The sequence below is a fragment of the Streptococcus sp. k-378 genome, assembly GCF_013277505.1.
Lineage (GTDB): Bacteria > Bacillota > Bacilli > Lactobacillales > Streptococcaceae > Streptococcus > Streptococcus pseudopneumoniae.
Window position 1 is genome coordinate 30,454 of the sequence record NZ_VMNC01000022.1, and the last position, 15,952, is coordinate 46,405.

Below are 15,952 nucleotides of genomic sequence, written 5' to 3' on the forward strand. Positions count from 1 at the left end.
AAGTTAAAATTCATTATAGATAAAGCTTCCTTGACCCTGACCAAGATAGCTAAAGAAGTAAAGCAGCCCTAGAAAGATAAGAAAATACAAGGCTGTCCGACCAAGAAAGAGGTACAATTCTTTTCTCTGTTTCATCAAGAAAAACCATTCATTTCTGTAATTTTTCGCTAAAATAAGAGTGATTCTTACTAGCTTATTTTTCTACCATTGTACCACTTTATATAGTATCTTTTCAATTGTTTACCGTATGTTTCCAATAGATTTCAGCTTATTTTAAGGATTATGCGGTTTTTCTATGTCTATTTCAAAAGAAAAAAGCCTGAGATTTCCATCTCAAGCTCTATCAAAATAATTGTTTTCTAATACTCAATGAAAATCAAAGAGCAAACTAGGAAGCTAGCCGCAAGCTGTACTTGAGTACGGTAAGGCGACGCTGACGTGGTTTGAAGAGATTTTCGAAGAGTATAAACTAGAAAAGTGAGAATACAAGCACTGCCAAGGCTGCACCGATAATAGGTCCCACAACAGGAATCCAAGCGTAAGACCAATCTCCGTCTCCCTTGTTTGAAATTGGCAAGATGCTATGCATGATACGAGGTCCAAGGTCACGTGCAGGGTTCAAGGCATAACCTGTTGTCCCACCTAGTGATAGACCGATACCAACAATCAAAGTTCCCACTGCGAAGGTTCCGATTCCTGCTTGAAGGTCATAAAGACCCAAAGCAAAGATTGTCAAGACCAAAACAAAGGTTCCTAGGATTTCACTGATCAAGTTAGAAACTGTATCCTTGATGGCTGGCCCAGTACTGAAGGTTGCCAGGATATTTCCTGCATTTTCTTCTGCCTCATAATGCGGTTTGAATTGCAACCAAACCAAAATCTGACCGAGCATAGCCCCTGCAAACTGAGCTAGGATGTATGGGAAAACGGAAGCCCAAGGCAGGCCACCTTTCAAGGCCACACCTATAGTCACAGCTGGGTTTAAATGAGCTGGACTAAGTTTTCCAGATACAAATACTGCAACCGCAACTGCAATCCCCCAACCCATAGTAATCACAATCCAACCTGAGCTGTTGCTCTTGGTTTTCGGAAGAACCACACCTGCAACAACACCATTTCCTAGAAGAATCAGGATTAAAGTTCCCAAAAATTCTCCAAATAATTCATTCATCATCTTTCTGTCTCCATCAAAAAGAAGGGGCGGGCGACAAGGATTGCTACCCTCCACCTCTTTTATTTTTTCTTAATTTTTTAATTCTGCTAAATCATTATTAGCAAGAGCTGCTTTTACATCAGCACGGTAAGTTGCTTTTTCTTCTTCTGTCCAGTCATAGAATCGTCCCATTTCATCCAAAACTGGCTCAACGATGCTGTCCAAACTATCACGCATAAAGAGCATATGGTTGGTACGACGAAGAAGGAAGTCAACCGGGCTAAGAGTCAACTCGTTGCGCATTGCATAGTGAAGGGACAAAGTATCTGCCAAACTGAGTCCTGGCGCTTGTTCCAAGCTGTGAGCAAGGGCAAAGACTTTCGGTGCATTTGAACCGTAAAGATTTGCTAGGTAATGGGCTTCCTTGCTATCCAAGCCACGTGAAACTCCAAGTTGCGCAAAGGCTTCGATTTCTGAGTCCACATTTGCTGGATTCAATTCTCCACCTGAAACAGGGTAGGTCTTAGAGTTGATGAGTTTAAAGCTACGGTCAAATTCTGCTTTGAGGATATCAACCACGCGCTCCATAGCTCCTTCAGCCATCTTACGGTAGTCTGTGATTTTACCACCAGCAAGAGTCAAGAGACCATTATCATCACGGTCCAATCTAGACCCACGAGAAACTGCAGATGGATCCAAATGTTTCTCAGATGTGCTACTTTCAAGCTTGCTGACAGCAGACTCAACATCTTCACGTGTTTTTTCTTTGGAGAGATAAGATTCAACAGTCGCAATCAAGTTGTCAAAGCTTTCATCACTGATGGTACCGTTATTTCCACCATTATAGTCAGAGGCACTGTTCCCTGCAATCAATGGACGAAGACCTGCCCAGCTACTTTCAATGTCAGCAACTGTAATATTCGCTTCTGGGAAGCGGTTGTTGACAATACCAAGTAGGTAATCTACATCTTCTTGAGTTACTTTTGGATGCTCCAAATCACCTGTATAGTCTGTATCAGTTGTACCAAAGTAGGTCTTGTTTTCACGTGGGAGAACAAAGACCATACGACCGTCACCCAAACCTGTGTCAAAGTAAACTGGCTGTGAAACCTTGATTTTGCTTGAATCCACTACCAAGTGAACTCCCTTAGTTGGGCGCATTTGTGAGAATTGCGTTCCCTTATTAGACAAATTACGTACTTTATCACTCCAAGGACCTGTTGTATTAATAACCAGACGGGCCTTGATTTCAAATACTTGGTCTGTCAAGAGATCACGAGCTACAACACCTGTAATCTTGCCACTTTCGTCAAAGAGGAAGCCTTCTGCCTTCACGTGGTTGGCAATGAGGGCACCGTCTTGGTTGGCACGTTTGATGTTTTCAATCACGAGACGCGCATCGTTGTTACGGAAGTCAAGATACACTCCACCTCCTACCAAGCCTTCTTTCTTCAAGTTTGGCTGGCGTTCCAAGACTTGATTCTTACTCAAAACCTTGTTAGCAGCTGGTGTATTGTTGACACCTGCCAAGAGGTCGTACAAGTCCATGGCTACTTTAAGACGGAAGAGGCTAAAGGTCGCTCCATCTTCATCGTAAACTGGTAAGAGCATTGGGTCTGGTTTTGGAATGTGTGGAGCAATTTGTTGTACTACTGCACGTTCTGAAACCGTATCTGATACTACTTCTACGTCGAATTGTTTGAGGTAGCGAAGACCGCCGTGAACCAATTTTGTTGAACGGCTGGATGTTCCTTCTGCGAAGTCCTGCATTTCAATCAAACCGGTCTCAAGACCGCTAGCTGCCGCCTGCAAGGCTACACCAGCCCCTGTGATTCCTCCACCGATAATCAAGAGATCCAGGGTGCGTTCCTGCATTTTTTTAATTGACCATTCACGTGTTTTCTTTGAAAATTCCATATTTACACACCTTCTAAATAAATCGCTTTATTCTGCCAGTATTAGTCGTCTACTTCCGCAAAGACTTGCGTTGCTTTCACAGCCTTCTTCCAGCCCTTGTAGAGTTGTTCCTTGCGCGATTCGTTCATCGATGGTTCAAAGAGTTCTCCTGTCTCGTTCAAAAGTTTCAACTCATCCAAGTTTTTCCAGTAACCTACTGACAAACCTGCTAGGAAGGCTGCTCCTAGAGCTGTTGTTTCCAAGTTTTTAGCGCGTGCAATGTCAATGCCTAAAATATCAGCTTGGAACTGCATGAGGAAGTTATTCATGGCTGCACCTCCATCCACTTTCAATACTTGAATAGCTGTTTGAGCATCCACCTGCATTGTGTCAATAATATCACGTACTTGATAAGCAATTGATTGAAGAGTTGCCTTGATAAAGTCTTCTTTGCTTGTTCCACGAGTCAAACCAAAGACAGAACCGCGAGCATTTTGGTTCCAGTATGGTGCTCCTAGTCCTGTAAAGGCTGGAACGACATAAACTTCATCATCATTGTGAGAATCACGAGCATATTTTTCAGATTCTGGTGAATTTTCAACCATGCGAAGACCATCACGAAGCCACTGAATAGCACTTCCTGCGATGAAGATAGAACCTTCCAAGGCATAATAAACCTTACCGTTGATTCCGTAACCAATGGTTGTCAAGAGGTTGTTTTCAGACAACTGCATTTCTTCACCAGTATTCATGATGATGAAAGATCCTGTTCCATAAGTATTCTTGACCATACCAGGTTCAAAGGCCAACTGTCCAAAGAGGGCTGCTTGTTGGTCCCCAGCCATACCTGAAATTGGGACTTGTCCGCCGTAGAAATGGAATGGCGCTGTCTGACCGTAGATTTCAGAGTTAGAACGAACTTCTGGCAGCATAGCCTTAGGAATGTTGAGAATTTCCAAAATCTCATCATCCCATTTGAGTTCTTTAATGTTATAAAGCATGGTACGAGCTGCATTTGAGTAATCCGTCACGTGAGCCGCACCGTCAGTCAATTTCCAAACCAACCAAGTATCGATAGTACCAAAGAGCAATTCCCCTTTTTCTGCTCGCTCTTGAGCGCCCTCTACATGATCCAAAATCCAACGAACCTTGGTAGCAGAGAAATAAGCATCAATAATCAAACCAGTCTTTTCATGGAATTTTTCCACATAACCTTGGCTTTTCAGCTGTTCAGCCAGAGGAGCTGTCTGACGTGATTGCCAAACGATAGCATTGTAGATAGGAAGTCCTGTTTTCTTATCCCAAACGACCGTTGTTTCACGTTGGTTGGTAATCCCGATTGCCTCAATCTGACTTGGTTTCACACCACTTTCGATGAAAGCTCCAGCAATAACAGACTGGACGGAATTCCAAATTTCATTGGCATTGTGCTCTACCCAACCTGCCTGAGGGAAAATCTGGGTAAACTCTTTTTGACTCGAGCTAACCTTTTCCCCTTTTTTGTTGAAAATGATGGCACGAGAACTTGTAGTTCCCTGGTCAATGGCCATGATGTATTTTTCTTGTGACATGTGCTGTCCTCCTGATAAAGATCTTGAGGTGTTCCCTCTTTACACTTACTAGTATACAAAATAAAGCGCTTTCCTGTTCATCAACTTTTTTTAATTTTTTAAAAAATGTGAGGAGATTGTGTGAATTTCACAAAAAAGGCCTCAAAAGTTAGATTTAATAACCTATTTTAATGAAGAAGTAGCTAATAAGAGTATTTTTGCTAAGATTTACGATATGAAAAGTTTACATAATGCAATTATTTAATACCCATTCATAGTGTGATATAATATTGTTAATAACTAAAAACACCTCAAAATATAAAAAAGGGGAGAATTTTATGGCTAAAAAGAATCAATCTAATCGTCTAACTAACCAACATAAAGATTCAAGAGGAGTAGTAGGTATATTCGGAGAAGATGCAAAATCTCATGATATTGCCGTAGGCACTATCTCTCATCTAGTAAAATCGAAACTAGAGGAATTATATCCGATGTTAGAGTTTAGATTTAGAAAATCAGTTAGTAAAAAGGAGATTAATCATTATCTTAGTAAGCTGGATAAAGATTTAGGAAAAACTTTATTTACACAGAATGCAAGTATTATTCCTGACGGCGGTATCATTGAGGTAAAAGATGATTCAGGCAGTTGGCGTGTAGTTCTAGTAACAGAAGCTAAACATCAAGGAAAAGATATTGAAAATATTAAATCAGGTAAACTAGTAGGAAAAAACAACGACCAAGATTTAATGGCTGCCGGAAATGCTATTGAACGCTCACATAAAAATATTGCTGAAATAGCAAATTTTATGCTATCCGAGGAACACTTCCCTTATATTATTTTTCTAGAAGGTTCTAATTTTTTAACGCAAACTATCTCTGTAATACGGCCAGACGGACGGTCTGTTATACTTGAACATGACTCAGGAATACTAAACCGCTTAGACAGACTAACTGCTGCCAATTACGGCATGCCAATCAATACTAATTTGTGCAAAAATAAATTTATAAAAAATAAAGACAAATCAATAATGCTTCAAGCAACCTCTATCTATACAACTGGTGATGGAAGTCACTGGAATCCTCAGGAAATGTTTAATATAATGTTAGATGTTGCTAAGACGTCTCTTAAAGTTTTGGGAAGCGATATTTTTAACCAATTAACAAGGAGTATGGAATAAGATAATGAGAAAAAACGAAAATGATTTTTTAAGAAAGGCAAAAAAAAATAAAAATGATGAGTTCTATACTCAACTACAAGATATAGATAGGGAGTTACATCATTACAAGGTACATTTCAAAAACAAAATTATATTTTGCAATTGTGATGACCCCAGAACTAGCAATTTTTATAGATATTTTGCTCAAAATTTTAATGAACTTGGTTTGAAAAAGCTGATTGCATCCTGTTATATCGAACAACAATTTGATTTATTTAGCTTAAATTCAGAAATTTCAAATGGCTTTTACTATGAATACACTGGGAAAAAAGAAGAGGTCATTATTCCCAGTCTAAATGACGTGACATTTTTTAAAGGTGACGGTGATTTCCGCAGTGAGGAAAGTATGAAACTATTAAAAGAAGCAGATATAGTGGTAACAAATCCACCATTTTCACTTTTCAGAGACTTCCTTGCACAAGTTGTTCAATATGATAAACAATTTTTAATCATTGGCAATATTAATGCTATTACTTACAAAGAAACTTTTAAACTCATAGAAAACAATAAAGTTTGGATGGGGATAAATATGGGACGTGGTATTTCTGGATTTATCGTTCCAGACCACTATGAACTCTATGGGACAGAAACCACTATAAATGAACGTGGTGAAAGAATTGTTTCCCCTAATAACTGTTTATGGCTAACAAATTTAGATAATTTCAAAAGGCACGAGGACATTATTCTTACCAAAAAGTATAAAAATAATGAAGACCAATATTTAACCTACGATAATTACAACGGTATCAATATCAATAAAACAGTAGATATTCCTTATGATTATCGAGGAGTTATGGGAGTTCCAATAACTTTTCTTCATAAGTTTAATCCAAATCAATTTGAAATTGTTGGATTCCGAAAAGGAGATGACGGAAAAGATTTATCAATAAATGGTAAGAGCACTTATTTTAGGATATTAATTAAAAATAAGAAGTTTCAAACGACTAAATAGGCTGGTAGTATGATGAGTTTTACGAGCAAACAAATATCTAATTTTTTGGATGATAAAATTTTATTTCGATTTACAATTAACAGTAACAATACTATAAACTTCAACGAACGTGAAGCGATGTTTACTTTTGATCAAATTGAAAAAGTAATAAAAACTAATTTTGACTATTGGAAGATTGTTTCAGAAAAAGCACCATCTAATTATTATTCAAATTGGCAAATCATGAATAATAAGATAAATGGCATAAGGAAATTTCTTTCTGAGATTGACGACTTAAATACGGATACTATAAATAACTATCTTTATTATAACTTGTCAAGTAGTCGTGAAACTACTGAGCAAGGGAAGCTTGTTTACATACTATCAATTGATTCACCTATTGATAAAGATTTAGAAATTCGAAAAATAAAGAGTTTTGTTTCATTCTATATAGAGCAAACAACAGACAATCTTACAGAAGCGATAAGAAGTTACATCTATCTCTCTAAGAATATAAGTTCTATAGGCAATTATTTTTCAAGCTCTTATCCATACCAATTCTATCCGGCTCTGTATTTACTTAGAAAACAGTTCTCTAATATTAGGGAAAATATATTCGACTTTGAAAAAAATATTATATATCCATTAACCAGTAAGTTACAAGAAATTTCTGATAATTCTAATGAACAATATAAAGAAATTACCTCTTTTATCGAAAACAGATACAATGATATTCAACAACAATTTGATGATAAGGCCATAGAATTAAAAGAGTTTCAAAGCTCAATAAATCGTTGGCAAAAGGAAAAGAAAGATAAACTTGAACATTTAGAGGAGACTTATAAGAATAAACTATCATTGGAGGCACCCGAACAACTCTGGAATAAACGTGCTACAGAATATATAAAGCAGGCTAGAAATTGGACTATCATCCTTATTGTAACTGTACTAGCTTTAATTTTTACTTCGACAAAATTAATTACAGTTATACATAATTATTCTTTAGATATCATCAAAGAAATTCCTTTTCTTTCAGAATCATTCGTATTTATTTCTGTTATTTCTTTCTTTATCTATATAATTAGAATACTGGTAAAAATCGTAATGTCAAATCATCATTTAGCCACCGAATACAAACAGAAAGCAGCTTTAACTAGATTTTATCAATCTTTGACTTATGCTGGTACAAATATTGATAAAGAGGAAAGACTAATCATTATTAATTCATTATTTAGTAGAATTGATACAGGTCTTATTAAAGTAGATAACACAAATGATAACGAGGTAATTCTAGCAATTTTGTCTAAGAATATAAAATAAAAGGCTGAGCAAAAAGAATTTAAAGTCAAACAAACGCATATTGTCAAGTGTTGAAAAGACTCGATAATATGCGTTTTATTGCAGAAAATTTTACTTCTTTTTCTCCTAAAATTGAGTTTTTTTGCCATCTTCTTTAACTAAACAATAACTGGCGAATCGCTACCAAATCTTCCATATCCAAGTCGTTTTTTAAATAATAGACTGGCGTCTGTTCCTTCTTATGAATCGGGTTATTGGTAACCAGCAAATCATAATGCCGAGTACAATCATAGGCTTCAATGGTAATAAAACGATTGTATTCCAAATACCGTTTCAAAATGGCTGCCATCCTTGAAAAGACAAGAAAACCAGATGTCAAATCCAGACCAATCCGCATATGCTGGCCACCGTTTTCAGCCATATATTCGATTAACTGCAGCCATTCCCAGAGAATCTTCTTATCTAAATCTGTCCCCTGATGAAAGGCAGGTAGAGCATGAAAAATCTCCTCTGCTGTCTCTTTAAAATCATGTTCCATCAGTAAATAGGGATGACGATTCTCTAACTGGTACTTGTAGCGATCCTGTAAAATATAGCCCTTATAGAGGTAGACTTGAGCACAAAGCTGACTGAGTTCATAGGTGACATGGTCCTCTGTATAATCCCCCAGTAACTCCTCTTTCTTCATTTCTTGAATCAATTGCGTCAGTAAACCTGCCAACTGTCCTCCAAAACCAAGGATATACTCCATAGTATGAAGAGGAAGAATGCGATGAGATAGGAGGAAAGAGAAGAATATCATCATCTCCCCATCCTCAGTTCCGAGAGGGAGGTGTTGCCCAGCAAAAAAGGACGGAGCCTTTCGATGCAAACGAAGGTAGAAAATATTGTCAAAATACCCTCGCATTTTTTCTTCTATGACTTGAAACTGACAAGCATTGACCCGAAGACGTTGTTGACTGATATGAGCCCAGAGAACCAAGTCCAATTTCTGACCCGAAGACAAACTTGCACCGCAGATTTCTTCTAGTGTAGCAATTTCCTGCTTTCTCGCTGGTTTCTGCATGTGACCTTCCCACTCCTGACTAGACCAGACCTTGCGGAAAAGACAGAAATAGAAATAGCGAATCTGATGCTCTGGACCTCGCCAACGTCCATTTTGGATGGATAAATCAAATTCTGACAAAATCTGATTTAAACCAGCCAAGTGACGCCCAAGCGTAGCCTCGCTAATCATCAATTCTTGAGCCAGCTGATGGGCTAAAAATTGTTGGTGGTAGAGAAGATAGACCACAATCTGGTATTTAACAGCATTCTCCAAAAACAAGCTCCGAATATCTCTCCCCTTGGTAGCTGCACCGATCGACAGGCGCAGATTTTCATTTTCTAAGTGAATAGTCAACTCTAAACCACTATCCAAAGCCTTGTCATTGAGCAGGGTGACATATTTGGTTAGAGTTGCTTTTGAAAATCCTGTTTCTTCCATTACAGCCTTGACGGTCGTCTGAGACTCTTGTAATAGAAAGGAAAGGATTGAAAATTGACCACACTCGGCTTTCTCCATCAAATCTCCTAAATACATTTGTTACCCCTTTCATTTTCTACCTTAAGCATAGCATAAATCTTACAAATGCTGAAATAATCTGTTTCTCTTTTTATTTTCACGCTGATTTCCTAGTCCATTATCCTGAAAATCAGTAAACACACGGCTCCCTCTTTGGGCATTTTTATGCTAAAATAGTAGCTATGGATAAAATTATTAAAACTATATCAGAAAGCGGAGCCTTTCGTGCTTTTGTCCTTGATAGCACAGAAACCGTCCGTACTGCTCAAGAAAAACACAAAACCCAAGCTAGCTCAACTGTAGCGCTTGGTCGAACTCTTATCGCCAGCCAGATTCTCGCAGCCAATGAAAAAGGAAATACTAAACTAACAGTTAAGGTGCTGGGTTCTAGCTCTCTAGGGGCCATTATCACGGTCGCAGATACCAAGGGGAACGTCAAAGGCTATGTTCAAAATCCTGGCGTTGACATCAAAAAGACCGCAACTGGTGAAGTTCTAGTCGGACCTTTCGTTGGAAATGGTCAATTTCTCGTTATCACAGACTACGGCATTGGAAATCCTTATACTTCCTTGACCCCACTCATCTCTGGAGAGATTGGGGAAGACCTTGCTTTCTACCTAACAGAAAGCCAACAAACCCCTTCTGCAGTCGGCCTCAATGTCCTTTTGGACGAAGAAGACAAGGTTAAGGTTGCTGGTGGTTTCCTAGTTCAAGTCTTGCCGGGAGCCAAGGAAGAAGAGATTGCTCGCTTTGAAAAACGCATCCAAGAAATGCCAGCTATCTCTACTCTTCTCGAAAGCGACGACCATATCGAAGCCCTCCTCAAGGCTATCTACGGAGACGAAGCCTACAAGCGTCTTTCTGAAGAAGAAATCCGTTTCCAATGTGACTGTAGCCATGAACGCTTTATGAACGCTCTTGCCAGCCTTCCAAGCTCAGACTTACAGGAAATGAAAGAGGAAGACCACGGGGCAGAAATCACTTGTCAATTCTGCCAAACTACTTACAACTTTGATGAAAAGGACCTGGAGGAACTCATTCGTGACAAATCTTAATACACCTTTTATGATTGGCAATGTTGAGATTCCCAATCGTACCGTTTTAGCACCTATGGCTGGTGTCACCAACTCAGCCTTTCGTACCATCGCAAAAGAGCTCGGAGCTGGACTCGTTGTCATGGAAATGGTCTCTGACAAGGGAATCCAATACAACAACGAAAAAACCCTGCACATGCTTCATATCGACGAAGGCGAAAACCCTGTCTCTATCCAACTATTTGGTAGTGATGAAGACAGCCTCGCACGCGCAGCAGAATTCATCCAAGAAAACACCAAAACCAATATCGTCGATATCAACATGGGCTGCCCTGTCAACAAAATCGTGAAGAACGAAGCTGGCGCTATGTGGCTCAAGGATCCAGATAAGATTTACTCTATCATCAACAAGGTCCAATCTATCCTTGATATTCCACTTACTGTCAAGATGCGTACCGGCTGGGCTGACCCGTCTCTTGCAGTAGAAAATGCCCTCGCTGCTGAAGCAGCAGGTGTTTCTGCCCTCGCCATGCATGGCCGTACCCGTGAGCAAATGTATACAGGTCACGCAGACCTTGAGACCCTGCACAAGGTTGCCCAAGCTCTGACCAAGATTCCATTCATCGCCAACGGTGACATCCGTACAGTTCAAGAAGCCAAACAACGCATTGAAGAAGTCGGTGCTGATGCAGTCATGATTGGCCGCGCTGCCATGGGAAATCCCTACCTCTTCAACCAAATCAACCATTACTTTGAAACAGGAGAAATCCTACCTGATTTGACCTTTGAAGATAAGATGAAAATCGCCTACGAACATTTGAAACGATTGATTAACCTCAAAGGAGAAAACGTCGCAGTTCGTGAATTCCGTGGCCTCGCTCCTCACTATCTCCGTGGAACATCTAGCGCTGCCAAACTCCGTGGAACCATTTCGCAAGCTAGCACCCTAGCAGAGATTGAAGCCCTCTTGCAATTGGATAAGGCTTAATAGACCAAAACCCGTAACTCTCTTAAAGGTTACGGGTTTTTGACTGTAAAAATTCAAATACTAAGGGTTATTATTGACTCAAAGCAACACTGGAAACCTTGCCATCCGCTCCTGTTGTAATTTGGATGATTTTTCCTCCACCAATTTTGGCATTATACTTGCCATCATCAAGAGTATAAGAGTAGCCTCTGATAGAGTAGTTTTCTTTCTTTCCATCAGCAGATTCTACTGTGAATTGACCTCCTGATGAAACTGTGATGGTTTCGCCATTTGCTCCCTTCCAATTGCCCGCTGCAGCTGAGAAATCACCATCTACCATGGTTAAAACACCCTTGTAGCGTTTATTTTGCTCTGCTTGTTTGTCTTGAAGTTTGCGGTCAGTTGTAGGATCATAGCTTGATTGGTTAGACTGGGATTGAGGAGCCTGTTGAGTTGAAGGAGCCTGAGCAGGAGTTTGTTGACTAGCTGCCTGTTGAGTAGACACTTCTTGACCTTGTCTTTGCTCTGGTGCAGGTGCCACTTGTGATGGCCTTGCAGTTGCTGAAGATTGATCAGTAGATGCCTTGACCTTTTCAGATGAAGCTGAAGTTGAGGACTTCTGAGTCTTGCTTTCTTTGCTAGAAGAGGCTGCTTTAGAGCTTGATGACTGGCTTATCTTAGCAGAACTGCTTGCTTGAGTTGTTTCCTTTTTATTTCCACAAGCTCCCAGTAGCAAGGTAGAAGCCAATACAGTTGCTACCATCAATTTGATATAGGTTTTCTTTTTCATTTTTCTACTCCTTTGTAATATTTTAGAAATATAAAGAAATCTTTTTGTAATGGAATTGTAACATTTAGATTTAAATATGTCAATAATTTATTTAAACTATTTTAAAAATCTCACATAATTTAAACACCTTTACTCCTCCTACTCTTCTATTCGTAATCTAATAGAAAAAACAGAGAAAAATTCCTATTTTGTTTAAAATTTTTTAAATCGCTCTTATTTAATCGCTTACATATTTAGCTGCAAAGGAATATAATAACAGTGAAATAGAATATAGGAAGTGCACTCTTATACTAAATAAGTATTTCAAGTATCTTCCTTGGTTGATTTTGGGAGCAATTGGTTCCTATAAATCCGCAACTCACTATGGCAAAACTTCGTTTGATATCTTCTATCTGACCACAGTCTTTATGATTTTCTATATAGCTTTGTTATTCCTACACGAAAAATATCTCAAGTATCGATACAAAGACTTTTTACTCACATGTTGAGCAATTCTAAGAAAGATAACTATCCCTAAAAACAGTCGCAACAGCAAAGCAAACTAATAAAGGCAAACAAAGAGGTCAGGAACTTTATCCCGACCTCGTTTTTTATTTCAATCGATAGGTTTTTCTTGGTTTCTTTTTAGGCACTCGTTTGAGTCCAACTTCTTCTACATATTCTCCGTATTTTACGAGAAAGTTATTGCTGACGATTGGACGACCGGGGTTGATGAGATTGACCAGTTCAGTCCCTTCGTAGACAGTGAACTCCTCCTCCAGCAGATAAAGGAAGGTCGGATTCCAGTCGAGACGGCCTTGGATTCGTTTGATAGACTCTTGAATAATGGCATAATGGTCAAAAGCGAAGGCTTGTTCCTCCAACTCCACTCCCTCTAGGTAGCATTTGCCTGTCTGAAAATCGACATCTACAAAAAACACATCCTTGGCATCGTCTCCTGCTTGAACCAGTTCTAATGCACGACTAGGCAAATAAACCAAGTGGGCAATGGTCACTGTCCAGCCCCGTGGATCACGGCCGGGAGTCGATACGGTCATCAATTGCTCAATTTTTTCCAAAGGAAGATCGAGATTGACTTCTTCTCTCACCTCACGCTGACAGGCATGCGCAGCATCTTCGCCCTTGTTCATAAATCCTCCAACCAGAGCCAAACAATTTTGATATGGATGAGCCTTGCGACGAATTAATAAGAGCTTGATTTTTCCTTCGACAAAGCAGTAGGCTACCATATCCACCGTTACACTTGGTTTTTCGTATTGAGGGAGTTCCTGCTTGTGGTACCAGTCTAAAAATTCTTCCTGACTAGCATGAATTTCAAAATATTCTTTTTCCATCCCTGCTGGAATCATCGTGTCCGTCATTTTATGCCTCCTTACGAACTGCCTTGGTCCATTGGTACCAACCTACTAGACTATTGAGAGTGTAAACCCAGTACATCCCTTGGATGTGGATATTTTCACCCCACCAGAGATAAATACTAAAGAGATTGGTTGCAATCCAGAAAATCCATTGCTCACGATAGAGACGGGTCATCAAGAGCTGACCGACACCATTGGTCGCATCGGTAACACTATCACGGAAAGGGCGAGCACTATGGATGCTTTGATAAGCCAAGCCCATACCAATCCAAATGATAGCAGTCAAGACCAAGTACTTGAGCCAATCAAAAATAGATAATTTCTTAGCTTCAAAATGAGATTCTTCTGCTTTTCCTTGGTCATTAATACGGTTGGACAGCCAAGCATAGAGGCCAATCGGCTGCATGACAAAGAAGTAAACGGTCGTCAAGACTTCGCCATAAAAAGTCGCATCCATGGCCAAAATCAAATAGATAGCAGAGTTAATAGCCCCAAAGAGATAATTGCTTGCACGACCTTCTGCTACCAAGATAACACAGACAATCCCAGTCCAAGATGCAAACAAGCTTAACCAGTCATGACTATCTATATTTTGAGTGAATTCCAAGATAAAGGGAACACTTGACAAGGCGATGAGATACAACCACTGGAAGAGGCTACGACCGACAAAGAGATCTTTCCAGAGCAAGTGCATGATTCCTGCAAAACCGATTTTGCGAGCTTCTGCATGAACATTTTTAAAGTTTTCGATAAATTGTGTGATTTTTTCAGTTAGTTTTTTCATATGTTTCTCCTAATCTGCTTGGTAAATGGCATCAATAGCCACTTTTGCTGCTTCATAATTTCCTAGATAATCCTCAGCTAGATAAACTAGTGGAATGTTTGCTAAGTAGCGCTCCCTCATCTGATCCAAATGTTGTGAAAAACTATGACGAATATGGTCTTCTGCCATGGTCATATCTCTAAATCCGTCATTGACATAGGAACCGACAGGTTGCACAAAGAGAATCAAGTCCCATTTCTCCTTAGCCAAGATCGAGGCAAAGAGATTATCAAAAGTCTCTCCCGATAAGTCCCCTCTATCCTCAGTCTCCATGTAATAATCATAGTAGCCCTTGGTTACTAAGGAGTTGGTGTCTGCTATCACCAGTCCCCTATTGGCATTACTGTCAATTAACTTAGAGGTCTGGTCATACTGCCCCAACAGGAGATAATAGTAATCCTTTGGAGTCAATTCATCATCGCGGACATTGTTTTTGATCTGGTACTCACGTGTGTATTCCAGACTGACGGGTGCATCGTAATACCTAGCCAAATCCTTGGCCAGAGTGGTCTTCCCATTACTGGCACTTCCCATAATCAACACTTTCTTTGTAAACTGACGTCGGAAGGGTTGAGCGATATATTTCCAATATTTGCTTGGATTTTCTCGAATCATAGTCGCTGAGATACCAAATTTTCTTTCTTGCAAGACAGTCTCAAAACCACGATTTGATAATTCTTGCTGGTAATCTGCTTCTCCCACAAAGAAGATTAGTTCTTGCTGGGTTTCATCATAGGAAATCTCCGCTAACATTTGGTTCAACCACTCCTGCCAACCCATAGGATAACGGGGAAGATTGGTCTCATCTAACTTACAAACCGAGGTCAACTCGTCATCACCAAAGGCCTCTCGGATATAGCGAAACCTTTTTTGAAGCGTTAAGCCTACCTGTTCCCCTATATCTCCCTCGTAGCCTGAAACGACAAGCCAGACCTGGTCACACTGCCGCTTGGCTCGCTGGATTAGATCGATATGACCTTGATGAAGCGGAGCAAATGTCCCAAATATCACTGCTGTTTTCTTTTTCATAAACGCATTACCTTTTTATAGTTTTTGATATTTTCATTATCTATGTTTTTATTATAAACTATATTTTTGTTTTGTCAATAGTTTTTATCATTTTTATAAAAACATTGCGAAAAAGAGAACCAATGAAAGTTCTATAATGAAGTTAGCCACCCAGCCCTCCTAAAAATTAGATGGTTCAACTAGCTGATAGCTAGTACTCGATTTCATTTGATAAGAGGCTTGATGCTGTTAGGCTGACAAAACTGCTTCAAGGGTTCCTCTTGTCAAATGAAAGCTCTTCTAGGCATAAGAAAACACCTCTGTGTTATACTTGTTGTTCAACCACAAACACAAGAAAGGCA

General features: G+C 39.5%; 14 protein-coding genes and 1 pseudogene. 6 read left to right on the forward strand and 9 right to left on the reverse strand.

What is annotated here, in order from left to right; translation table 11 throughout:
* Positions 1–3: 3 nt before the first annotated feature.
* The 4 genes from HT719_RS02825 to glpK all read right to left on the reverse strand — a co-directional run bounded on the left by HT719_RS02825 (position 4) and on the right by glpK (position 4,620).
* Entirely contained in the window at positions 4–135 is a 132-nt protein-coding gene (locus HT719_RS02825) for a teichoic acid D-Ala incorporation-associated protein DltX (protein ID WP_000813667.1), read from the reverse strand.
* 334 nt (positions 136–469) lie between these two features.
* A complete protein-coding gene (locus tag HT719_RS02830; RefSeq protein ID WP_023941164.1) occupies positions 470–1,174 on the reverse strand; it encodes an MIP/aquaporin family protein in 705 nt (234 codons plus the stop codon).
* A gap of 69 nt (positions 1,175–1,243) precedes the next feature.
* Positions 1,244–3,070: a type 1 glycerol-3-phosphate oxidase gene (glpO, locus tag HT719_RS02835; RefSeq protein ID WP_172928175.1), complete on the reverse strand. Its 1,827-nt coding sequence runs from the start codon at positions 3,068–3,070 to the stop codon at positions 1,244–1,246.
* 41 nt (positions 3,071–3,111) lie between these two features.
* A complete protein-coding gene (gene glpK, locus HT719_RS02840) occupies positions 3,112–4,620 on the reverse strand; it encodes a glycerol kinase GlpK (protein ID WP_101514807.1) in 1,509 nt (502 codons plus the stop codon).
* Between the two features lie 317 nt (positions 4,621–4,937).
* On the opposite strand from glpK, the gene HT719_RS02845 reads away from it, so the two are divergent.
* The 3 genes from HT719_RS02845 to HT719_RS02855 are packed head-to-tail and all read left to right on the forward strand — an operon-like array spanning position 4,938 to position 8,067.
* The gene (locus tag HT719_RS02845; RefSeq protein ID WP_023934038.1) at positions 4,938–5,777 is read left to right on the forward strand and encodes an EcoRI family type II restriction endonuclease; all 840 of its coding nucleotides are present in this window, start codon (positions 4,938–4,940) and stop codon (positions 5,775–5,777) included.
* Between the two features lie 4 nt (positions 5,778–5,781).
* Entirely contained in the window at positions 5,782–6,768 is a 987-nt protein-coding gene (locus tag HT719_RS02850) for an adenine-specific methyltransferase EcoRI family protein (RefSeq protein ID WP_023936772.1), read from the forward strand.
* A gap of 9 nt (positions 6,769–6,777) precedes the next feature.
* Positions 6,778–8,067 (forward strand): DUF6161 domain-containing protein, encoded by a 1,290-nt coding sequence (locus HT719_RS02855; RefSeq protein ID WP_023934039.1) that lies wholly within the window; start codon positions 6,778–6,780, stop codon positions 8,065–8,067.
* Between the two features lie 133 nt (positions 8,068–8,200).
* On the opposite strand, the gene HT719_RS02860 is transcribed toward HT719_RS02855, so the two are convergent.
* Entirely contained in the window at positions 8,201–9,628 is a 1,428-nt protein-coding gene (locus tag HT719_RS02860) for a helix-turn-helix domain-containing protein (protein ID WP_138706092.1), read from the reverse strand.
* 164 nt (positions 9,629–9,792) lie between these two features.
* Here HT719_RS02860 and hslO point away from each other — a divergent pair, with 164 nt between their 5' ends.
* Both hslO and dusB read left to right on the forward strand, forming a co-directional pair.
* Entirely contained in the window at positions 9,793–10,665 is an 873-nt protein-coding gene (hslO, locus tag HT719_RS02865) for an Hsp33 family molecular chaperone HslO (protein WP_023934040.1), read from the forward strand.
* Entirely contained in the window at positions 10,652–11,632 is a 981-nt protein-coding gene (dusB, locus tag HT719_RS02870) for a tRNA dihydrouridine synthase DusB (RefSeq protein WP_172928177.1), read from the forward strand. Before hslO ends, dusB begins: the two co-directional genes overlap by 14 nt.
* A 70-nt stretch (positions 11,633–11,702) precedes the next feature.
* Here dusB and HT719_RS02875 read toward each other — a convergent pair whose 3' ends face one another.
* Positions 11,703–12,401 (reverse strand): hypothetical protein, encoded by a 699-nt coding sequence (locus tag HT719_RS02875; RefSeq protein WP_138702869.1) that lies wholly within the window; start codon positions 12,399–12,401, stop codon positions 11,703–11,705.
* A 287-nt stretch (positions 12,402–12,688) separates the two neighbouring features.
* On the opposite strand from HT719_RS02875, the pseudogene HT719_RS11495 reads away from it, so the two are divergent.
* Positions 12,689–12,918 (forward strand): annotated as a pseudogene (locus tag HT719_RS11495) (hypothetical protein).
* A gap of 73 nt (positions 12,919–12,991) precedes the next feature.
* Here the strand turns inward: HT719_RS11495 and HT719_RS02880 are convergent.
* The 3 genes from HT719_RS02880 to HT719_RS02890 are packed head-to-tail and all read right to left on the reverse strand — an operon-like array spanning position 12,992 to position 15,611.
* Positions 12,992–13,762, reverse strand: coding sequence for an NUDIX hydrolase (locus HT719_RS02880; RefSeq protein ID WP_138701995.1), 771 nt, complete (start codon positions 13,760–13,762; stop codon positions 12,992–12,994).
* A gap of 1 nt (position 13,763) precedes the next feature.
* On the reverse strand, positions 13,764–14,543 hold the full coding sequence (gene pnuC / locus HT719_RS02885; RefSeq protein WP_023934043.1) for a nicotinamide riboside transporter PnuC: 780 nt from the start codon (positions 14,541–14,543) through the stop codon (positions 13,764–13,766).
* 9 nt (positions 14,544–14,552) lie between these two features.
* Complete coding sequence (locus HT719_RS02890) at positions 14,553–15,611, reverse strand: AAA family ATPase (protein ID WP_138702870.1); 1,059 nt, start codon at positions 15,609–15,611, stop codon at positions 14,553–14,555.
* Between the last annotated feature and the right edge of the window lie 341 nt (positions 15,612–15,952).